Genomic DNA, 20,700 nt, shown 5'->3' with positions numbered 1-20,700 from the left:
CCCGCCGGCCGGCGGGACCCCCGCCCCCGGCCCCGCGCCCCCCTTCCCGCCCGTCCTCCCGCCCGCCCCGCGGCCCCAGGCCGCCGTCTCCGAGGAGTCCGCGACATGAGCGCTCCCCCCCACCACGGCGGGGACCCCGCCGTCGGTCCCCACGGAGACGCCGCTCCGCATCCGGCCGGGGCCCCGCGCGACCCGGCTCCCGGCCATCCGTACCCCGCGCCCGACGCCCTCCCGGACGAGGACCGGCGCCCGCGGGAACAGCACTCCGCCGTCGGCCGGCTGGCCGCCACGGTGGAACGGCTGCGCGAGGAGGTCCGCGCCGCGCACGCCGCCGCCGAGGGGCGCGCCCTGATCGAACTCGCCAAGGGCGTCATCGTCGAACGGCTCGGGTGCGGCCCGGCGCAGGCGGCCCGGCAGCTCGCCGCGCTGGCCGACCGCGCCGGCCTCTCGCAGCTCGAACTGGCGACGGACATCATCAACCAGGCCGCCCACGACCGGGTCGCCGAGGTCGCCGACGACTTCGTCCGCCGCGCCGTGGACGCGGCGGACGGACCGGACGGGGGCACGGAGGCCGGCACGGCGGTCGCCGTGCGGCTGCGCACGGCCGAGAGCGCCGCGCTCAACGCGGGGGACAGCCAGGCCGTCGCGGAGTCCCTGCTCGAACACGCCCTCACCCCCCTGGGGGCCACCGCCGTCGCCATCTGGACCACCGGCCCCGACGCCTCCCTGACCCTCTGCGGCCACGCCGGCTTCGGCGCCGACGAACCCGCCCGCTGGCACTACGTGCCCCCGGGGGTGGCCACGGTGGCCCGGCAGGCGCTCACCGGCCGCCGCACCGTCTGGTTCCCCTCGCTCGAAGCCGCCGGACTCCCCTCGATCGGCCACACCCGCCATCCCGCGGGCGGCCGGGTGGCGGTGCCCGCGGGCACCGGCGGCCGCATCCACGGCGTCCTGGAGATCTGCTGGCCCCGGCCGCTGGAACCCCAGCCCCGGGCCGTGGAACGCCAGATCGAGGCCCTGGCCGAACTGTGCGCCCACACGCTCGAAACCCTCCCCGTCCAGCCGGTGCGGGTGCCGGCGTTCCCGTCCCAGCCCGCCGGGGAGTCGGACCTGCTGGAGATCGCCGACGGCCTCTACGACCCCGCCCTGGTCCTGACGCCGCACCTGGACGAGGACGGCGGCCTGCGGGACTTCCGCATCCGCCACGCCAACGAACACTTCCAGGACCCGGCGGGCCGCTCCCGGAGCGCCGTCGACGGAGCCCTGCTCCTGGAGGCGTACCCGACGATGGTCGGCGACAACGAACTCTTCGAGCGGATCGAGCGCGTCTACGCCACCGGTGAGCCCTTCCGCGCCCGGCGGGCCCGGCTGACCGCCCTCGTCGACCAGGTGCCGCTCGCGTCCGCCGCCGACATCAGCATCAGCCGGCACGGTGACAGCGTGCTGCTCATCTGGCGCATCGAGGACGAGACGGCCCGGCTCGCCAGCCTGCTGCAGCACGCCCAGCGCCTCGGCCGCATCGGCGGCTTCGAGGAGGACGTGCCGACCGGGGAGATCACCTGGAACGGGCAGCTCTTCGACCTCTTCGGACGGGACATCACCGAGGGGCCGGTGCCCCTGCGCGACCTCGCCTCCCACGCCCACCCCGACGACGCGGACGCCCTCGGCCGTTTCCTCCAGGCCGTGCTGCACCAGCGGCGGGCGAGCTCGACGGCGTTCCGCATGCTGCGCGGGGACGGGGTGACCCGTCACATCCGGGTGGTCGCCGAGCCCTCCCTCGACCCCGTCGGGCGGCTCCTCGCCGTGCGGGGCGCCTACCAGGACATCTCCGCCCAGCACTGGACGGAGGTCGCCCTGGCCGCCACGCGCGACCAGCTCGCCATGACGGAGCAGGAGTCGGCGGAACGCAACCGCCTCGCCCTCCAGCTGCAGCACGCCATCATGCCGCCGACCACGGCCCCGCTCGACGCGCCGGGACTCGACGTCGCCGTGCGCTACCGGCCGGCCGAGACCGAGTCCCTGGTCGGCGGCGACTGGTACGACGCCGTCGTGCTGCCGTCCAAGAAGATCCTGCTGTGCGTCGGGGACATCGCCGGCCACGGCATCGAGGCCGCCACCGGCATGGTCGTCCTGCGCAACGCCCTGCGCGGCCTCGCCGTGACCGGGGCGGGCCCCGCCCAGCTCCTGTCCTGGCTCAACGACGTGGCGCACCACCTCACCGCGCAGGTCACGGCCACCGCCGTCTGCGGCGTCTTCGACCCCGAGACCCGCACCCTGCGCTGGGCCAGGGCGGGCCACCTGCCGCCGGTGCTCGTGCGGGGCGCCGAGGCCAGCACGCTGCCGCTGCTCCAGGGACTGCTCCTCGGGGCCCTCGCCGAGGCCGAGTACGAGGAGGCGGAGATCCAGCTGGAGCCGGAGGACACCGTCCTGATGTACACCGACGGCCTCGTCGAACGCCGGGACACCTCCGTGCACGACTCCCTGACCCAGCTGCTGGTCACGGCCCGGGCGCCCGCCGACAGCCTCGAACGGCGGCTCGACGTGCTCCTGACGCACAGCAAGTCCGACACCGACGACGACACCTGTCTGATCGGCGTGCGGGTCTCCTGACCGCACGCCCGGACGCACCTTCCCCATCCGCGGAAAGCAGGGAGCACACCCGTGAGAGAAGCGAACCTGGACGTCGAGGCGAAGGTCCGCGACGCCGGTACGGCGGTCCTGTCCGTGGAGGGCGAGCTCGACATCGAGACGGCCGGCCTCCTCCGGGAGCGCCTGGCCGACCAGCTCCGGCAGGGCCGGCGCCACCTCGTCCTGAACCTCTCCTCCCTGGACTTCATGGACTCGTCCGGCCTGAACGTCCTCATCGGGGCGGGGCGCGACGCCAGGGCGGCCGGGGGCGACCTCCACCTCGCCGCACCGACCTCGGCCGTACGGCGCATCCTGGAGATCACCGGTCTGACGATGACGACGCCCCTGCACGCCGGTGTGACGGAGGCGCTCGCCGCGGCGGACCGCACGGCCTAGACGAAGGGGGTGGGGTTCCGCGACGGGCGGGACCGCACCCGGGCAGAAGGGAAGAAGAGGACACGTGGACGGGATCACCGGTGTCGAGCGGGCGCTGCGGCGTGCCGCTCCGCACGCGCTGGTCGGCGTCGTGGCGGACGCGCTGCGCGAGCGCCACGACGTCCGGCGGGTGGAACTGCGGCTCGCCGACTACGCCCTGCGGACGCTCCAGCTCGTCGAGCGCGTCCCCGGCTCCACCCCGCCGGTCCCGGTCCACGGCAGCCCGCAGGGGCGTGCCTTCGGCGCCCAGGAGCCGTACGTCACCCAGGAGGCCGACTCCCTCTCCGCGCACCTGCCGGTCACCGTCCGGGGGGAGCGGATGGGCGTCCTCACGGTGACGGTGCCGGACGACAGCGACCTGGTGTCCCTGCTCACCGACCTGCGGTACGTCTGCGAGGCGCTCGGCCACGAGATCCTGGTGGCCGAGCGGGACACGGACCTCTACGACAGGGCCCGCCGGGCCACCCGGCTGACCCTGGCGGCCGAGATGCAGTGGCAGCTCCTCCCGGGGCGCTCCTGCGCCCGCCGCGAGTTCGCCCTCGGCGCGCACCTGGAACCCGCCTACGCGATCTTCGGGGACAACTACGACTGGTCGGTCTCCGCCGACCACCTGACCCTGACCGTCACCAACGGGATGGGGGAGGGGGTCGAGGCCGCCCTCCTGACGAACCTCGCCATCAGCGCCCTCCGCAACGCCCGCCGCGCGGGCCTCGGCCTGGCGGACCAGGCGGCCCTCGCCGACCAGGCGGTGTACGCGCGGTACGGCGGCGCCGCCTTCGTCTCCGTCCTCCTGCTGCGCTTCGACCTCGCCACCGGGGAGGTCGAGGTCGTGGACGCCGGGTCCCCGCGCCTGTGGCGTCTGCGGGAGCGTTCCGTCGAGCCCGTGCCGTTCGAGGCGCAGCTCCCCCTGGGGATGTTCGAGGACTCCGTCTACACCCCGCAGCGTTTCGCGGTGCGCCCGGGCGACCGGCTGCTGTTCGGCAGCGACGGCGTGTACGACGCCGCCTCCCCCGGCGGGGAGAGCTACGGGGAGCGGGCGCTGGCCCGCGCGCTCCTCGCCACGATGCTGCTGCCACCCACGCAGGTTCCGGGCGCGGTCCTGCGCGAACTCGCCACGCACCACGGCGAAAGCCCGCTGGAGGACGACGCGCTCGTCGTCTGCCTCGACTGGTACGGGCGGCACGGGCGGCCGGACCCCGACTCCCCGGAGACCGGCGGCTCCTGACGCGTACTCACCGGTACGGCCCGGGCAACAGTTGCCGTGACGCAACTGTATCCTTGGGGCGGCACCTGGCTCGCGCCCGGAGCGGACACGTCGTGGGCGAGCGGGGGTGACGGGTGGAGCGGGGGACGTGCGGACCGGCGAAGAGCGCGGTACGCGGGGATCAGGCGGACCGGACGCCCTTGAGGGACGGGCTCCCGCGCGACGGGGAGGCCGGGGGTCTCTCCTTCTCCAGGGCCTCCTGGAACCCGGTGAGCCCGCGCAGCAGCGCCCTGCGGCTGGCCGGCGTCATGGCGGAGATGACGGAGAGCAGGGCTTCCTCCCGCTGGACCCGGAGGTCCCGCAGGTACGTTTTCCCCCGGGGGGTCAGGTGGAGTTCGAGCTGCCGGCGGCTCACGGGACTGGGCAGCCGCTGCACGAACCCCAGAGCCTCCAGACGGTCGCACATGCGGCTCACCGAGGGCGGCGCGGAGCCGAGCAGCTCGCCCAGCGCGCGGAGGTTGATCCCCTCCTCGCGGTCGAGGCTGTAGAGCACGCGGAGCTGGGACGCCGACACCGGTGTCGACGACACCATGTCCCGGCCGCGCTCCCACAGCACTTCGAGGAGCTCGATGAGCTCCCGGGCGGCCTGTGTCGTCTCCTGCGGTTCCCGTCGGGACGGGGCGGGGTTCGTGTCCATGGCTACCGACACTCCTCAGGCGTCCGGGGCCGAGGGCGTCGGCCTCGCGACGCACCGGTCATCTCCACATCTCTCCAGAAGACGGTACGGATTCGGTGGCTCGGGGCGTGACGGCGGAACGCGCTCCGCGCGGGGCGTCGCCACACCGCCCTCCGGACTCCCTCCGTATCACTTCGGCGCAGCGCGCGCCGTGCTCTCCGTCGCTCTCCTGCTCGCCGGTCGCGGACCCGCGTCGCCGGTGTCCCGCCGGGCCCGTACGGGTTCCGGCGGGGATGCGGCGAGTGGCCGTGGGGCCGGGGCCCACAGGTCGCGCTTCCTCCACACCGCAACCATATCTTTTCGGTGGTGACGGGCCCACGGTGACCGCGTACCTTCGTGTGGCGGTTCGAGGAGAACGCTGTGTCGTCCTTGTGTTCGTCCTTCCCGTCGGCGGACGCTCTCCCGGACGGCCGGAAGCGCACCGTCCGCCCCGGGGCGCGCGGGCCCGGCGAGGGACCCCCGGCGAACCGCCGGACGGCGTTCTCGTACTCTGCCTGGACCGGCACGGACCGCATCCCGCCGACGGGGACGCGGTCACAGGAGAGGGCCACGGGCACGAGCCCGCCTCTCCACCGGCAAGGATCACGGCCTTGTCCGCATTTCCGGCCCCGCGCGGTGTGGAAACCGCAGAGGGGGGAAGGGGCGCAGGATGAGGTACGAAGCGCGGCACGGGGCCGTGTGACGGGAGGCAGGCCGATGACGGAGACGATCGCCGCGGAGCGGGCGACACGGGAGCCCGTGCTGTCCGCGAGTGCCGACTACGACGGCGTGGACACCGACGGTGGCATGGTCGCGTCCGCCCGCGACTTCACCGCCGACTTCCTCACGGCCTCCCCGTCCGCGGGCCACGGACCGCTGACCCGCGAGCGGATCGACCTCGCGCGCCTGGTGGTCAGCGAGCTGGTGACCAACGCGGTGCGGCACGCCCCCGGCCCCTGCCGGCTCCTCCTCGACCTGTTCGAGGACGCCCTGGAGATCTCGGTGTTCGACGGACTGGAGACCTCGCCCGTCCCCCGGGGACACGACCCGGGCCGCATCGGCCAGCACGGGGTGGAGATCGTCGTCGCCGTGTGCGAGAGCGTGAGCGTGGAACCGCACCCCACGGGAAAGCGGGTCAGGGCGCGCCTCTCCCTCCGCTGAACCCGCCCGGGAGGGGACCGGAACGGCCGGGAAAAAATTTCTGGAACCGGTGCGCATGCTCCGTGGGACCCGGGGTATGCGGGCCGTCCGGGGGAAATACGGGTTGTCTACGATAGAGGGGGTCATCGGAATGCCGAGCGTGACGCTGGCGGGGACGAAGACCGGTACCGAAAAGACTGTGGGGGGCCTTCCCGTACTCGAAGCCCCCCAGAAGGTGGCGCCGAAGGACGCGCGCGAACTGTCGAAGGTGTTCTTCGACAGGCTGGCGGTACTGGAGGAGGGCACCCCCGAGTACCAGTACGCGCGCAACACGCTCATCGAGATGAACATGTCGCTCGTGCGCTACGCGGCCGGCCGGTTCCGTGCCCGGGGCGACGACATGGAGGACATCGTCCAGGTCGGCACCATAGGACTGATCAAGGCCATCGACCGGTTCGACATCTCCCGCGAGGTGGAGTTCACCACCTTCGCCGTCCCGTGCATCGTGGGGGAGATCAAGAGGTTCTTCCGCGACACGTCCTGGGCCGTCCACGTCCCGCGCCGGCTGCAGGAGGCGCGCGTGGAACTGGCCAAGGCGACGGAGGAGCTGAGCTCCCGTCTCGGACGCTCGCCCAGCGTGGCGGAGCTGTCCGCCCTGATGAACCTCTCGGAGGAAGAGGTCATCGAGGCGCGGATCGCCTCCAACGGATACAACTCCACCTCGCTCGACGCCACGATCGGCGGCGAGGGCGAGGAGGGCGGCGCCATGCTCTCCGACCTCATGGGCGAGGAGGACCCGGCGCTCGAACTCTTCGAGGACTTCCACTCCCTGGCACCCCTCCTGGTCGAACTCGGCGAGCGCGACCGGCTGCTGATCCACCTGCGGTTCGTCGAGGAGCTGACGCAGTCGGAGATCGGCAAGCGGCTCGGCATCTCGCAGATGCAGGTGTCACGACTGCTGTCGCGCAACCTGGCGCGGCTGCGGAAGGGCATGCTGGACCCGATGGACGTGTGACCCCCTCTCCCCAGGACCGAACGGCCTCACCGCTCCCCTTCCGGTGAGGCCGTTTTCCTGTCCCGGGCCCCGTCGTGACCGGCACGGCCCCCCGGAGCGGCGCCCCGCGCTCAGCGCGCGCCGAAGGCCTGGGTCCAGTACCGGCCCTCGGCGTGCAGGCCGACGCCCATCTCCGTGAAGGAGCAGTTCAGTATGTTCGCGCGGTGGCCGGGGCTGTCCATCCAGGCCTTCATCACCTCCTCGGCCGTCCGCTGGCCCCTCGCGATGTTCTCGCCGTAGGTGGACCATCCGTAGCCGGCGGCCGTGAAGCGCTCGCCCGGACCGGCCCCGTCGGGGTTGGTGTGGTCGAAGAAGCCGCGCGCGGCCATGTCGTCGGAGTGCCCCAGCGCGGCCCGGGCGAGGAGGGAGTTGCCCGTCACGGGCCCGCAGCCCGCCCGGGCGCGCTCCGCGTTCACCAGCTCGATCACCCGCTGCTCGACGGAGGCGGAACCGGAGTCCTCCTTCGGGGGCGCGGTCGTGCGCGGAGGAGAGGGGGAGGACGTGGCGGTGGGCCTGACCGTGTCCTTCGGGACGGGCGCCCGCGTGGCCGTGCGGTCCGGCCGGGGCGGTGCGGACTCCGGGGTGCGCGGGGTGGCCTTCGTCGCGGTGGTCGAGGGCGAGGGGGAGACGGGCGGGGTGCTCGCGCGGGGGCCGGAGGGCGCGGCCGTGCCCGAAGGCAGGGCGGTGGCACTCGCCAGGGCCGCGGACGGTTCCGGCGGGGTGAGCGGCAGGTCTCCGGCCGTCGCGGCGCGCAGGCCGCCGGAGCCGGCCGGGTCGCCCGGCCCGGAACCGTCGCTCAGGGCGAAGGCCCCTCCGGCGACGGCGACCACCGCCATCCCCGCGGCGACCGCGTGCTGTCGTACGCGCCGTTGCTGCCGCCTGCGGCGCCGCGCGTTCCGGGCGCCGCGGGCACCCGGGACGAGGGACGGGCCGGTGCCGGACGCCCCCACCGGTTCGTCCCCGGCGAACGTTCCCGCCGTCCCGTACTCCGGGAACGGCCCCGTCGGCCCGTGTTCCGGGAGCGTTTCCGCCGGCCCGTACGCGGAGAACGACCCCGCCGTCCCGTACCCGGGCGCGCCGTGGGGAGCGGTCGCGGCAGCCGGGACGAGGCCCGCCGCCTCGCGGACGGTCGTGAGCAGTGATTCCGCCGGGGGCACCAGGAGCAGTCCCGCGAGCAGCTCCCCGGCCGGGCGCAGGCCGTCGGCCAGCGGGAGGCAGCGGAGGCACCCGTGGGCGTGACGGGCCACGCGCTTGCGCCAGAAAGCGGAGGGACGCCCGTCCCATCCGTCGAGCTCGTACCACAGGGCGGGGCACGGCGGGTCCTCCCGGAGCGCCCGGACGACGACCCTCGCCGCGTCCAGACGCGTCCCCGTCCGCCGGAGGTGCGCCGCCGTGTGCTCGGGGGAGAGACGGAGGGCCGACACCACCTCGTGGCGGGCCAGGTCGCCGGTGCACTCCAGCCACCACAGGGAGAGCGGGACGCCGTGCTCCGGTTCCAGCCAGCGGGTCGCCTCCGCGATCTCCCGCCGGGGCCCGGACAGGTGCAGCCGGGCCACGGCCAGGTCCACGAAGTCGGGGTCCGCCCCGCCCCCGGCACGGGCACCGGAGGGATGCGCGTGCCACCGCCGCGCGTGGTCGCGGACGACGTCCGCCGCGATGGCCACCAGCCAGGACCGGAAACCGTCCGGGGCGCGCAGCCCGCCGAGCCCGTCGAGTGCCCGCAGCATGGTCTCCCGCACGGCGTCGTCGGCGTCGGGGTGGCCGTTCGCCGCCCGGCCCACGAGGTTGTGGACCAGGGGCAGGTAATGGGCGAGGAGCCGGTCCCGCGCCCCGGGGTCCCCTCCCTGTGCCGCCCTGACCAGCTCCGTGCCGTGCTGTACGTCCATGCTCACCTTCACCCTGCCCGTTCCGGCCGTTTCCGGCGCCTGTACATGGGAGAGCGCCGGGCGTCGCGCCGACAACGGAAATCCGCCGTATTTTCCGAACGGGTCCGAACGGGTCCGGACGCACCGCCGGGCCGCCGCGGCCGACGGCCGCCGGACGCGCGTCGGCCCCGTCCCCGGTTCTCGCCGGGGGCGGGGCCGTACGGAGGCCGGGTGGCCGGGTGTCACACCGTTACGCGCGACGCGAGCGGCCACCGGTGAAGAGGCGGTAGAGCAGCAGCAGGATGACCGAGCCGATGATGGCGGCTATCCAGGTGGACAGCTCGAAGAAGCCGTCGACGGAGTCGACCCCGAAGATGACCTTGCCGAGCCATCCGCCGAGGAGGCCGCCCGCGATGCCCAGCAGCGTGGTGATGATGAGGCCGCCCGGGTCGCGGCCCGGCGTCAGGGCCTTGGCGATGAGACCGGCCAGCAGTCCGATGATGATCCAGGCGATGATTCCCATGGTCCCGTCTCCTTGGGTGCGTCGTTCCGTTCCTTATCTTGCGCTTACACCGCATCGGGCGTCTCAAACGTCGCCGGCCGCGTTCCGTGCGGACCCGGTGCGCGAGGAGTCCGGCCGCACGGCCGGGAGAGCCCGGTCGTGCGGCCGGAAAGGCCCGGTCGGGCGGTCGGAAGGGCCCGGTCGTGCGGCCGGAAAGGTCCGGTCGGGTGGTCGGAAGGGCCCGGTCAGGCGGTCGGGGTGGACTTCCGCGAACTCTCCGCGCCCGAGGCCGCCCCCGCCGTCGACAGGGGCTCCGCGATGTCCTCCAGGGAGCGGCGTTCGGCGTTGACCGCCAGGAAGGCGGCGACGAGACCGGCCGCGCACATCAGCGCGGCGCCGATCTGGAAGGCGAGGACCGTGTCGCCGACGACGCCCGACTCGGTGAGGTCGGCGAAGATCAACGGGCCGCTGATGCCGCCCGCCGCCGTGCCGAGGGCGTAGAAGAAGGCGATGGCCATCGCGCGGGTCTCCATGGGGAAGATCTCGGAGACGGTCAGATAGGCGCTGGACGCGCCCGCCGACGCGAAGAACAGCACCACGCACCAGCACGCCGTCATCGTCGTGGCCGTCAGCGAACCGCGGTCGAAGAGCCAGGCGGTGCCGAACAGGAGGAGGCCGGAGATCAGGTACGTCGACGAGATCATGATCCGGCGGCCCACCGTGTCGAAGAGCTTGCCGAGCAGCAGCGGCCCCAGGAAGTTGCCCCCGGCGATCACGGCGAAGTAGTAGCCGGTGTGACCCGTGGGCACGTCGAAGAACGTGATGAGGATGGCGCCGAAGCCGAACGTGATGGCGTTGTAGAGGAACGCCTGGCCGATGAAGAGGGAGAGCCCGAGGACCGCCCGGCGCGGGTAGGACCGGAACACCGTCCTGGCGATCAGGCCGAAGCCGATGCTCTTGCGCTGGTGGATGGTGATCTCACGGTCCGGAGGGGGCAGCCGCACGCCCTTCTCCTCCTCGATCTCCTTCTCGACGGAGCCGACGAGCTCGTCGGCCTCGTCGCCGTAGCCGTGGATGAACTGCCATCGCGGACTCTCCGGGACGTGCCGGCGCACGAGGAGGACGACCAGGCCGAGGACGACGCCGAGGGCGAAGCTGAGCCGCCAGCCGAGGTCCTTCGGGAAGATGTCGGTGTCCAGCATCACGACGGACAGCAGGGAACCGCCGACCGCGCCCAGCCAGTAGCTTCCGTTGATGATGAGGTCGACCCGGCCGCGGTAGTGCGACGGGATCAGCTCGTCGATGGCGGAGTTGACGGCCGCGTACTCGCCGCCGATGCCGAAACCGGTGAGGAAGCGGAAGAGGAAGAACCACCAGGACTCGAACGACAGCGCCGTCAGCGCGGTCGCGGCCAGGTAGACGACCAGCGTCACCATGAACAGGCGTTTGCGGCCGTAGCGGTCGGTCAGCCAGCCGAAGAACAGCGCGCCGGAGCAGGCGCCCGCCACGTAGAGGGCGGCGGCGATGCCGGTGATCTGGGCCGAGGTGATGTCCAGGCCGCTGCCGTCCTCGGCGATGCGTCCCGCGACGTTGCCGACGATCGTGACCTCGAGACCGTCCAGGATCCAGACGGTGCCGAGACCGATCACGATCATCCAGTGCCACCTGGACCAGGGGAGACGGTCGAGGCGGGCGGGTACGGCGGTGGTGACCGTCGATTCCCCGGGGCCCGAAGCAGAGGCCCGTGACACTTCAGAAGCCATGTCTCACTCTCCGTCGTGCGCCCCCCGGACATCCCCCTCGGCCGAGTTCCCGCAACCCCGAATTCCATGCGGGCGGTCGACCGTCCGTGGCCGGGCGGATTCCCGGAGTGAGGGGACCTGCCCGCGGGCCGGAGTCCCGGAGGGCGTCAGACGGCCCCGGCCCGGGTGAGCAGGGCGAGGGAGGCGACGTGGCCGTCGAACGGCGGCAGGTCGACGAGCCGGACCCCGGGGACCGGGGCCGGGCGGGCGGCCATGCCCACGTACGGCTCGGCGGCCCCCAGGGCCAGGCCCGTGCCCGTGGCCTTGAGGACGGCTTCCTTGCGGGACCAGCAGCGGGCGAACGCGGCCGGGCGCGCGCCGGCCGGCAGGGCGTCCAGCTCCGCCCGCTCGCGCGGATGGAGGACGCTCGCCACGTCCCGCACGACGGAGTCCGCCGGAACGGTCTCGACGTCCACGCCGACCGGCGCCGGGGCGACCGCTAGCAGGGCGCGGTCGCCGGAGTGGGAGAGCGAGAAGTGCACGTCGTGGCCCCGGAGGTAGGGCTTGCCGTGCGGGCCGCCGCAACCGGCGCACGGCCGCCGGAGGAGGACGAGCCGCTCGGGCCGCTCGTCCACGTGGCGGCCGAGCGCGAGCCGGAGCAGCACATGGGCGACCCGGTACCGGTCCGCGTCCGCCGGGGACCGGAAGTGGGCGGCCCGGTCGCGTTCCTCGTCGTCGAGCACGGACGCGAGCGCGCGTGCGGAGGCCGCGGCCTCCGACACCGTGGCCGTCACCACTCCCGGATGACCTGGGACTTCTTCGTACCGCACGATCGGTCAGAATACCCGGCCGGTGGCCGTGGCGACGGCGCGGTGTCCGGTCGTCCGCCGGGGCACCGCGCCGCCGTCCGCCGGGGCGGTCCCGTTCCGCGCCCGTTCTTCTCCCGGATGACGCGTCACGTTTATTTAGGTAAGCCTCACCTAAATTACTATCGTGGGGTCGGGTGGACGCCGCGAGCCGCGGCGGTCCGCTCCCCGCCGACCACCGGAGCGTGAGAAGACGTTGAGCACCACCCTGCCCGGCCCGGAGTGGCCGCCGGCCTCCGTCGCCGTCGTCCGGGCCGCCGCGAGCGGCGACGCCGGCGCCGTCCACCGGCTGTCCCTGCCGTTCGTCCGCGAGGGAACGCTGCGGGAGCGTCCGCGCGCCGAACTGGCCCGTGACACGGCGGACTTCCTGGTCGCGGAGGCCGGCACGGGGGACCTGGCGGGGTGCGTGGGGCTCCGCCCCCGCGCCGACGCGCTCGGGCGTCCCGCCGCCGTGCTCTACAACTTCTGCGTGGCGCCGGGACACCAGGGGCGGGGCATCGGCTCCGCCCTCCTCGACGCCGCCCTCGCCGGGGCCGTCGCGCGGGGAGCCGTACGGGTGTTCACGGCGACCACCGGCAGCGGACTGCTGTTCCTGCGGTACGGGTTCCGCGCCGGCGGCGACGAGGAGGCGCCGCCGGAGTGGCGCGCCTCGCTCGACCCCGCGCGCGGCTCCCGCGTCCTGACCCGGGCCCTCGGCTGACGGCCGCCGGCCGCCGGCCCGGAACGACCGGCCGTCCCCGGCGCGAGACCGTACGGACCCGGCGCGAGACCGTACGGACCCGGTGTGCGGCCGGCGCGGACCCGGCGCGGGCCCCCGGGAGGAACGAAACCCCTTCCGGCACTCGCCTGTTACCCGCGGGTACGCGATGATGGCGACCGACCCATCACACGGCGCGGGGACTGAGGCAGCGGTGACGACTTTCGACGAACGGACCACGGTGCACGCCTTCCGGGACGACGCCCTGGGGGAACACGACGCGGTGGGTCTCGCGGCGGCGATCCGGCGGGGCGAGGTGAGCGCCGCCGAGGCGGCCCGCGACGCGGCCGAACGGGTGCGGACCGTCGAGCGGCGGCTCCACGCCGTCCAGGTGCACGCCGAACGTCCGGAGCCCGGGCCGGCGACGGGCCTCCTCGCCGGGGTGCCGGCCTTCGTCAAGGACAACACCGACTACCGGGGACTGCCCACCGGCCACGGCAGCGCGGCCTTCACCCCCCGGCCCGCCCGCCGGCACGCCGCCTTCACCCGGCAGTTCCTCAGCAGCGGCGTCACCGTCCTCGGCAAGACCAGACTGCCCGAGTTCGGGTTCAGCCCGTCCACGGAGTACGAGGGCGCCGAGCCCGTCCGCAATCCCTGGAACACCGCCCACTCGGCGGGCGGTTCGTCGGGCGGCAGCGCGGCGCTCGTGGCCGCCGGGGCGGTGCCGCTCGCGCACGCCAACGACGGCGGCGGCTCCATCCGCATCCCCGCCGCCTGCTGCGGGCTCGTCGGCCTCAAGCCGAGCCGGGGCCGGGTCGTGCCCAACGCCCAGGGCGCCCGGCTTCCGCTCGACATCGTCTCCGACGGCGTCGTCACCCGCTCCGTACGGGACACCGCCGCCTTCCTCGCCGCCGCCGAGAGGCACTGGCGCAACCCGGGTCTGCCGCCCCTCGGCCTGGTGGAGGGCCCCTCGGACCGCCGGCTGCGCGTCGGGCTCCTCCTGGACTCGCCGACCGGTGTCCCCTCCGACGACGCGACCCGGGCCGCCGTCACGGAGACCGCGGCGCGGCTCGAAGGGCTCGGCCACGCCGTGGACCCGGTGGAGGTCCCGGTGGACCCCCGTTTCACCGACGACTTCCTCACCTACTGGGGGTTCCTGTCGTTCCTCATCGGCACCACGGGCCGCACCCTCGGCGCCGACTTCGACCGGCGCCGCATGGACGGCCTCAGCCGGGGGCTGCGCGCCGCGTACCTGGAGAACTGGCGCCGCACCCCGGGCGTCCTGCGGAGGCTGAAGCGCACGAGGGAGGCGTACGCGGCGGCGTTCCGCGGCCTCGACCTGGTGCTCTCGCCCGTCCTCGCCCACACCACGCCCCGGATCGGCCACCTCGGCCCGGACGTCCCGTACCCGACGCTGATCGAGCGCATCCTCGCGTACGTCGCGTTCACGCCGGTCGACAACGTCGTCGGCACCCCGTCGATCTCGCTCCCCCTGGGCGCGACGCGGGACGGGCTGCCCGTGGGCGTCATGTTCGCCGGGCGCCCCGGGAGCGAACGGACGCTCCTGGAGGTCGCGTTCGCCCTGGAGGCGGACCGTCCCTTCCGGCGCGTCCAGGACGTGTGACCCCGTCGGCGGGGGAGGGGCGGCGCGGCCCGTACGGGACCGGCGGGGGCCGCTCCGCCCGCCGCGCGGGGCCGTTCACCCGGGCCCTGGGGGACCGACCGGAAGCCCGGCGGTGTGCGCCGCCTCGGCCAGCACCTCGCGCAGCATGCCCGGGGTGAGCCGGCCGGTGAACACGTTGCGCTGGCTCACGTGGTAGCAGCCGAACACCGTGAGCGCGGCGCCCGTCCCGTCCGCCGGTGCCAGGACCGTCCGCACGCCGTGCCCGAACTTCGGGCGCGGCACGGGCGCGATCCAGCCCGCCCGGACGAGGGCCGGCAGCGCGGCCTGCCAGCCGAAGCCGCCCAGGACGACGACGGACCGCAGCGTCGGGCGCAGCAGCCGCGCCTCCCGTGCCAGCCACGGACGGCAGGCGTCGCGCTCGGCGGGCGTGGGACTGTTGCCGGGCGGCGCGCAGTGCACGGGCGCCGTGACCCGGACCCCGTACAGTTCGAGGCCGTCCTCCCGCCCCGTGACCGTCTCCCGCGAGGCCAGGCCGAGTCCGTACAGCGTCGCGTACAGCAGGTCCCCGGCCCGGTCGCCGGTGAACATCCGGCCGGTCCGGTTCCCGCCGTGCGCGGCGGGGGCGAGGCCCGTGATCAGCATCCCGGCGTCCGGGGGGCCGTACCCGGGCACCGGCCGTCCCCAGTACTCCTGGTCCCGGAACGCGGCCCGTTTCACGCGGGCGGTCTCCTCCCGCCACGCCACGAGGCGCGGGCAGGCCGCGCACCGTACGAGACGCGCGTCGAGCCCGGCCACGGTGCGCGCCCCGGGCGCGGTGCGGGCGGGGTAGTCCTCGGCAGTGCACATGGTCGGTCCGCTCCGTCCGGAAGGCAGCGTTCTCCCGGATGCTCCTACCCCCTGCGGCTGCAATGCCGTCAGAATGGCCGATTATCGCCTTGATTGCTGAGCCATGGCCTCTGTTTTACCTAACACTTAGGGTAGGCTAACCTACGGCTGTGCGAGCTGGTGAAGAGAAGACCGAGGCCGGGGAACCCCGCGGCCATGAACTGTCGGCCACGGGAGTCACCGTGGCGTACGACGGCGTCGACGTCGTCCACGACGCGTCCCTGACGCTGCGGCCCGGCCACGTCACCGTCCTGGTCGGCCCCAACGGCAGCGGGAAGTCGACGCTCCTGCGGACGGTCTCGCGCCTCCAGCGGCCCCGGACCGCCACGCTCGTCATCGACGGCGACACGGACGGCCTCGCGCTGTCCCCCCGCGAGTTCTCCCGCCGCGTCGCCCTGCTCACCCAGGGACGCCCCACCCCCGGCGGGCTGACCGTACGGGACGTCGTGGAGTTCGGCCGCTACCCGCACCGGGGCCGCTGGGGGAGGACGGACCCGGGAGGGACGGCCGCCGTGGACCGCGCGCTCGCCCTCACCGGAGTCGCCGAGTTCGCCGACCGGGGCGCCGAGCACCTGTCCGGCGGACAGCTCCAGCGGGTCTGGCTCGCCGGCTGCCTCGCCCAGGAGACCGGCGTGCTCCTCCTGGACGAGCCCACCACCTACCTCGACCTGCGCTACCAGGTCGAACTCCTGGACCTGATCCGCGACCTGGCGGACGACCACGGCATCGCCGTCGGCGCCGTCCTGCACGACCTCGACCAGGCTGCGGCCGTCGCCGACCGGATCGTCCTGCTCCACGCGGGGCGGGTCGTCGCCGACGGCCCCCCGCAGGACGTCCTGACGGGCCCGCGCCTGACCGAGACGTACGGCATCCGCATCGAAGTCGACACCGACCCCCTGACCGGCCGGCTGCGCACCCGCGCCCTCGGCCGGCACCACACGCGAAGCGAAAGGCTCCCCAGCCCCTCATGAAGCGCCTCCTCCTCACCGCGGCCACCGCCACCGCCGCGGCCCTCGCCCTGAGCGCCTGCGGCACCACCGAGCCCGCCGCCGGCAAGAAGACGGACAAGGCCGCCGAGCGCATCACCCTCACCGACTCCAAGGGCGCCGAAGTCGTCCTCGACGGCCCCGCCAAGAAGGTCGTGGGCACCGAGTGGAACGTCGTGGAGAGCCTGATCTCCCTCGGCGTCGACCCCGTCGGCGTCGCGGACGTCAAGGGCTACAAGACCTGGAACACCGCCGTCCCGCTGAAGAACGACCCCAAGGACATCGGCACCCGCGGCGAGCCGAGCGTGGAGACCGTCGCCGGCCTCGCGCCGGACCTCGTCGTCGCCACCAGCGACCTGCCGCCGGCCGCCGTGCAGCAGCTCCGCAAGATCGCGCCCGTCCTGGAGCTGAAGGCCGCCGACGCCTCCGACCCGATCGGCCGGATGACGGAGAACCTGAACCTCATCGCCCGGGCCACCGGCACCACCGAGCGGGCCGGCACGCTCACGAAGGACCTCGACGCCAAGATCGAGGACGGCAGGAAGAAGCTCGCCGCCGCCGGTCTCGCCGGCGCGAAGTACGCCTTCGCCGACGGCTACCTCGTCTCCCACCAGGTCTCCATCCGGCCCTTCACCGGCGGCTCGCTCATCGGCGCCGTCAACGAGCGGCTCGGCCTGAAGAACGCCTGGACCGTCAAGGGCGACCCGGCCTACGGCCTCGGCAAGACCGACGTCGAGGGCCTCACCCGGCTCGGCGACGTGCACTTCGCCTACGTCGGCAACGAGCAGGACCCGAACAGCACCCCCTTCACCGGCGTCCTCGCCAAGGACAAGGTGTGGACCTCGCTGCCGTTCGTCAAGAAGGGCGACGTCCACCGCCTGCCCGACGGCATCTGGATGTTCGGCGGCCCCGCGTCGATGGGCAAGTACGTCGACGCCGTGGTCGGGGAGCTGACGAAGTAACACCATGGCCGTCACCGCAACCACCCCCTCCCCCCGTCCGACGGCGGCCGCGTCCCGGGCGGGCGCGGCCGCGGTGACGGCCGTGCTGGTCCTCCTCGTCGCGGGCCTCGCCCTCGTCGACATCACCCAGGGCACGGCCGCCGTCGGCGCCGCCGAGATCGGGAAGGCGCTCACCGGCCGGGCCGACCGGGCCGACGCGTCCGTCGTCGTCGCCTCGCGGCTGCCGAGGGCGGTCGCCGGACTGCTCGTCGGAGCCGCCCTCGGCACGGCGGGCTCCGCCCTGCAGGCCGTCAGCCGCAACGTCATCGCCTCGCCGGACACCCTCGCGGTGAACGCCGGCTCCTACCTGGCCCTCGGCCTGGCCGCCGTCACCGGCGTCTCGCTCCCGCTCTTCGCCACCTCCGGAGTCGCCCTCGCCGGCGGCCTGCTCGCGGCGGCCGTCGTCCTCGGCCTCTCCGGGCTCGGCGCGGGCACCGTCCGGCTCGTCCTCGCCGGCAGCGCCCTCACCCTCGGCCTCACCGCCGTCACCGAGGGACTGCTCCTGCTGTTCCCGAAGGAGACGGAGGGCCTCTACCAGTGGAACCAGGGCAGCGTCTCGCAGAACGGCTTCGACGCCGTCCTGCGGATGGCGCCCGTCGTCCTCGCCGGCCTCGCCGGACTGCTCCTCGTCGCCCGCCGGGTCGACGCCCTCGCCCTCGGCGACGACGCGGCCCGCGGCCTCGGCGTCCCGGTCCGCGCCACCCGGATCACCACCGTCGTCCTCGCCGCGCTCCTCTCGGCGGCGGCGGTCACGCTCGCCGGACCGATCGGCTTCGTCGGCCTGTGCGCCCCCGCACTCGTCCGCGGCCTCGCGCGCCGGACACGAGGACTCCACCGGACCCGCGCGAGCCTGCCGGTCACGGGCCTCACCGGCGCCGCCCTCGTCCTCGGCTCGGACGTGCTGCTGCGCGCCGCCGTCCCCGCGGACGTCGCCGTCGCCGTGCCGACCGGCGTCGTCACCAGCCTCGTCGGCGCCGTCTTCCTCGTCGTGATGGCCGCCAGGGTCCGCGACACCGCCGGAGCCGCGGCGCCCGACCGGCTGCGCGTCAGGAGCCGCACCGTCTTCCTCGTCACCACGGGCGTCCTCGTCGCCGTGGTGGCCGGCGTCGTCGTCGCCGCCGTCCTGCTCGGCGACTCCGGACTGCTCCTGGGCGACGTCGTGAACTGGGCCCGGGGCCGGGCGGGCCGGACCGTCTCCTTCGTGCTCGACACGCGGGTGCCCCGGGTCCTCGCGGCGCTCCTCGCGGGCGCGGCGCTCGCCCTGGCCGGCACGCTCGTCCAGGCCGTGACCCGCAACCCGCTCGCGGAACCCGGCATCCTCGGCGTCTCCGGCGGCGCCGCGCTCGGCGCCGTCCTCCTCGTCACCACCGTGCCCCTGGCGGGCACCTGGGGCGTGGCGGGTGCCGCGTTCGCGGGCGCCGCCCTCAGCTCCGCCCTCGTCTTCGGCCTGGCCGCGCGCGACGGGTTCCAGCAGAACCGGCTCGTCCTCGTCGGGTTCGGCGTCGCCACCGCGACCGCCGCGCTGATCAGCCTGCTCATCGTGCTCACCGACCCGTTCAACGCGACGAAGGCGCTCACCTGGCTGTCGGGCTCCACCTACGGGCGGACCCTGCCCGACGTGGTGCCCCTCGCGGTGGTCCTGACGGCGGGTCTGGCCGTCGCCGTCCTGCGGCGCACCGAACTCGACCTGGTCTCGCTCGACGAGGACACCCCCCGTCTCCTCGGGCTCGACCTCGGGCGCGGGCGCCTGGGGTTCCTGGTGCTGGGCGTCCTGCTCAGCGCCACCGCCGTGGCCGCCGCCGGCACGATCGGCTTCGTCGGGCTCGTCGCCCCGCACGCCGCCCGCGCCCTGGTGGGCCGCCGCCACGTCCGGGTGGTACCGGTCGCGGTGCTCCTCGGCGCGGCGCTCGTCTGCGCCGCGGACCTGGTGGGCCGGACGGTGATCGCCCCCGCCCAGCTCGGCGCCGGCCTGATGACGGCGGTCATCGGCACGCCCTACTTCCTCCACCTGCTGGTCCGCAGCCGCCGCTGAGGAGCCGCCGGACGGACGGAGACGGCCGCGGACCCCTGTCGGGGGTCCGCGGCCGTCTCCGTCCGTCCCGGGGACCGGCCCCGGAACGGCGTCGCCGGCCCGCCCCGGGACCGTCCGGGGCGGGCCGGCGTCGCCGTCCGTCCGTCAGGGACGGGCGGTCAGATAGCCCCCCATGGAGGTGAAGTACTCCGACGCGGGCAGTTCCCGGCCGTCCTCGGTGCGGACGCGGGTGATCGCGAGACCGTGGTTGAGCCCGGTGCGGGCGTCGGCACCGGCGACGATCACCACGCCCTCGCCCTCCCGGTAGAAGATCCGGCCGGGGGTGCCGCCGTAGCGCCCCTCGGACACGACGGCGGAGACCACTTCGAGGCGCTTGCCCCGGTGGAAGGTGAAGGCGCTCGGGTACGGCGCGGACTGGGCGCGGACCAGGCGCTCCAGGACCTCGGCGGGCCAGGTCCAGTCGATCCGGATGTCCTCCTCGGACCGCTTGTGGAAGAAGGTGGCCCGGGACCGGTCCTGGGGGGTGAACTCCGTTCGGCCGGAGGCGATCAGGTCGAGCGCGCCGATGGTGACCGGGGCGATGAGGTCGACGGTCTTGTGGAAGAGGTCGGTGGCCGTGTCCGCGGGGCCGACCTCGACGGCCCGCTGCATCACGATGTCGCCGGCGTCGAGCACCTCGTCCATCAGGTGGGCCGTGACGCCGACTTCGGGCTCGCCGTTGATGAGCGCCCAGATCAGCGGGGAGAAGCCGGCGTACTTGGGCAGCAGCGAGTCGTGGACGTTCAGCGTGCCGTGCCGGGGGAGGGTGTAGACCCGCGGCGGTATCCACGTGCGCCAGTTGTTGGCGACGATGATGTCCGGGTCCGCCTCCTTGAGCAGCCGGAACAGCTCCTCGTCGTCGGGCCTGTTGCGGATGACCACGGGAACGCCGTGCTCCTCGGCCAGATCGGCGACGGAGTCGCTCCAGATCTTCTCGTAGGCGTGCTCGCTCTTCGGATGCGTCACTACCGTCACGACGTCGTGCTCGGATTCCAGGAGCGCCTTCAGGGTGCGATGGCCCCAGGTCTGATAACCGAACATGACGACCCGCATGGGCAGTTCCTCCTCGAGAGAGCGATGGACCGCTAGAGTAAAGCAAGCCTAACCTAAGAAATCAACGAAGCTTTTCTGTCTCCGAGTTGATCCGATCGGCGGGCCCTTGTCCGTTTCGTCCCGTCGACAGTCCTTCCAGATCAGGTTAGCTTTACCTAAGTTCGATTCGGGTGGTGCCGCGACGCCGGCACGCCCGGCATCCCCGTACCCCACGCCGTACCCCGCGCCTGAC

17 protein-coding genes are annotated in these 20,700 nt (G+C 74.1%); 10 read left to right on the top strand and 7 right to left on the bottom strand.

Going from position 1 to position 20,700, the window contains the following annotated elements:
- The first annotated feature begins 105 nt into the window (after nucleotides 1–105).
- From ACZ3IL_RS25715 to ACZ3IL_RS25705, 3 genes are all read left to right on the top strand, one after another.
- Nucleotides 106–2,610 carry a GAF domain-containing SpoIIE family protein phosphatase gene (locus tag ACZ3IL_RS25715; RefSeq protein WP_467393883.1) on the top strand — a complete coding sequence of 835 codons (2,505 nt, stop codon included), beginning with the start codon at nucleotides 106–108 and terminating at the stop codon, nucleotides 2,608–2,610.
- 51 nt (nucleotides 2,611–2,661) lie between these two features.
- Nucleotides 2,662–3,024 carry an STAS domain-containing protein gene (locus ACZ3IL_RS25710; protein WP_467393881.1) on the top strand — a complete coding sequence of 121 codons (363 nt, stop codon included), beginning with the start codon at nucleotides 2,662–2,664 and terminating at the stop codon, nucleotides 3,022–3,024.
- A 64-nt stretch (nucleotides 3,025–3,088) separates the two neighbouring features.
- On the top strand, nucleotides 3,089–4,288 hold the full coding sequence (locus tag ACZ3IL_RS25705; protein WP_467393880.1) for a PP2C family protein-serine/threonine phosphatase: 1,200 nt from the start codon (nucleotides 3,089–3,091) through the stop codon (nucleotides 4,286–4,288).
- Between the two features lie 160 nt (nucleotides 4,289–4,448).
- Here ACZ3IL_RS25705 and ACZ3IL_RS25700 read toward each other — a convergent pair whose 3' ends face one another.
- Nucleotides 4,449–4,964 (bottom strand): MarR family winged helix-turn-helix transcriptional regulator, encoded by a 516-nt coding sequence (locus tag ACZ3IL_RS25700; protein ID WP_467393878.1) that lies wholly within the window; start codon nucleotides 4,962–4,964, stop codon nucleotides 4,449–4,451.
- A 735-nt stretch (nucleotides 4,965–5,699) separates the two neighbouring features.
- On the opposite strand from ACZ3IL_RS25700, the gene ACZ3IL_RS25695 reads away from it, so the two are divergent.
- Together ACZ3IL_RS25695 and ACZ3IL_RS25690 are read left to right on the top strand one after the other, a co-directional pair.
- Nucleotides 5,700–6,143, top strand: coding sequence for an ATP-binding protein (locus ACZ3IL_RS25695; RefSeq protein ID WP_467393876.1), 444 nt, complete (start codon nucleotides 5,700–5,702; stop codon nucleotides 6,141–6,143).
- 130 nt (nucleotides 6,144–6,273) lie between these two features.
- Nucleotides 6,274–7,137, top strand: a complete 864-nt coding sequence (locus tag ACZ3IL_RS25690; protein ID WP_467393874.1) for an RNA polymerase sigma factor SigF — start codon at nucleotides 6,274–6,276, stop codon at nucleotides 7,135–7,137.
- A gap of 110 nt (nucleotides 7,138–7,247) precedes the next feature.
- Here ACZ3IL_RS25690 and ACZ3IL_RS25685 read toward each other — a convergent pair whose 3' ends face one another.
- The 4 genes from ACZ3IL_RS25685 to ACZ3IL_RS25670 form a co-directional block, all read right to left on the bottom strand.
- Complete coding sequence (locus tag ACZ3IL_RS25685) at nucleotides 7,248–9,062, bottom strand: CAP domain-containing protein (protein WP_467393872.1); 1,815 nt, start codon at nucleotides 9,060–9,062, stop codon at nucleotides 7,248–7,250.
- A gap of 229 nt (nucleotides 9,063–9,291) precedes the next feature.
- Nucleotides 9,292–9,564, bottom strand: a complete 273-nt coding sequence (locus ACZ3IL_RS25680; protein WP_467393869.1) for a GlsB/YeaQ/YmgE family stress response membrane protein — start codon at nucleotides 9,562–9,564, stop codon at nucleotides 9,292–9,294.
- 224 nt (nucleotides 9,565–9,788) lie between these two features.
- Nucleotides 9,789–11,306: an MFS transporter gene (locus ACZ3IL_RS25675; RefSeq protein WP_467393867.1), complete on the bottom strand. Its 1,518-nt coding sequence runs from the start codon at nucleotides 11,304–11,306 to the stop codon at nucleotides 9,789–9,791.
- 146 nt (nucleotides 11,307–11,452) lie between these two features.
- The gene (locus ACZ3IL_RS25670) at nucleotides 11,453–12,115 is read right to left on the bottom strand and encodes a 4'-phosphopantetheinyl transferase family protein (protein ID WP_467393865.1); all 663 of its coding nucleotides are present in this window, start codon (nucleotides 12,113–12,115) and stop codon (nucleotides 11,453–11,455) included.
- 232 nt (nucleotides 12,116–12,347) lie between these two features.
- On the opposite strand from ACZ3IL_RS25670, the gene ACZ3IL_RS25665 reads away from it, so the two are divergent.
- Nucleotides 12,348–12,851 (top strand): GNAT family N-acetyltransferase, encoded by a 504-nt coding sequence (locus tag ACZ3IL_RS25665; protein WP_467393863.1) that lies wholly within the window; start codon nucleotides 12,348–12,350, stop codon nucleotides 12,849–12,851.
- A gap of 211 nt (nucleotides 12,852–13,062) precedes the next feature.
- Entirely contained in the window at nucleotides 13,063–14,472 is a 1,410-nt protein-coding gene (locus ACZ3IL_RS25660; RefSeq protein WP_467393861.1) for an amidase, read from the top strand.
- 75 nt (nucleotides 14,473–14,547) lie between these two features.
- Here the strand turns inward: ACZ3IL_RS25660 and ACZ3IL_RS25655 are convergent, their stop codons facing one another.
- Entirely contained in the window at nucleotides 14,548–15,318 is a 771-nt protein-coding gene (locus tag ACZ3IL_RS25655) for a uracil-DNA glycosylase (RefSeq protein ID WP_467393859.1), read from the bottom strand.
- Between the two features lie 149 nt (nucleotides 15,319–15,467).
- Between ACZ3IL_RS25655 and ACZ3IL_RS25650 the strand changes: the two genes are divergently transcribed.
- The 3 genes from ACZ3IL_RS25650 to ACZ3IL_RS25640 are packed head-to-tail and all read left to right on the top strand — an operon-like array spanning nucleotide 15,468 to nucleotide 19,376.
- The gene (locus ACZ3IL_RS25650; protein ID WP_467393857.1) at nucleotides 15,468–16,328 is read left to right on the top strand and encodes an ABC transporter ATP-binding protein; all 861 of its coding nucleotides are present in this window, start codon (nucleotides 15,468–15,470) and stop codon (nucleotides 16,326–16,328) included.
- A complete protein-coding gene (locus ACZ3IL_RS25645) occupies nucleotides 16,325–17,305 on the top strand; it encodes an iron-siderophore ABC transporter substrate-binding protein (protein ID WP_467393855.1) in 981 nt (326 codons plus the stop codon). Before ACZ3IL_RS25650 ends, ACZ3IL_RS25645 begins: the two co-directional genes overlap by 4 nt.
- Nucleotides 17,306–17,309: 4 nt before the next feature.
- A complete protein-coding gene (locus ACZ3IL_RS25640) occupies nucleotides 17,310–19,376 on the top strand; it encodes an iron ABC transporter permease (RefSeq protein WP_467393853.1) in 2,067 nt (688 codons plus the stop codon).
- Nucleotides 19,377–19,520: 144 nt separating this feature from the next.
- On the opposite strand, the gene ACZ3IL_RS25635 is transcribed toward ACZ3IL_RS25640, so the two are convergent.
- The gene (locus ACZ3IL_RS25635; protein ID WP_467393851.1) at nucleotides 19,521–20,468 is read right to left on the bottom strand and encodes a methionyl-tRNA formyltransferase; all 948 of its coding nucleotides are present in this window, start codon (nucleotides 20,466–20,468) and stop codon (nucleotides 19,521–19,523) included.
- Between the last annotated feature and the right edge of the window lie 232 nt (nucleotides 20,469–20,700).

This window comes from Streptomyces sp. NPDC014907, from assembly GCF_055562975.1.
Note: the sequence above shows the minus strand (reverse complement) of the source record. Positions and strands in the feature narration are given on the sequence as shown.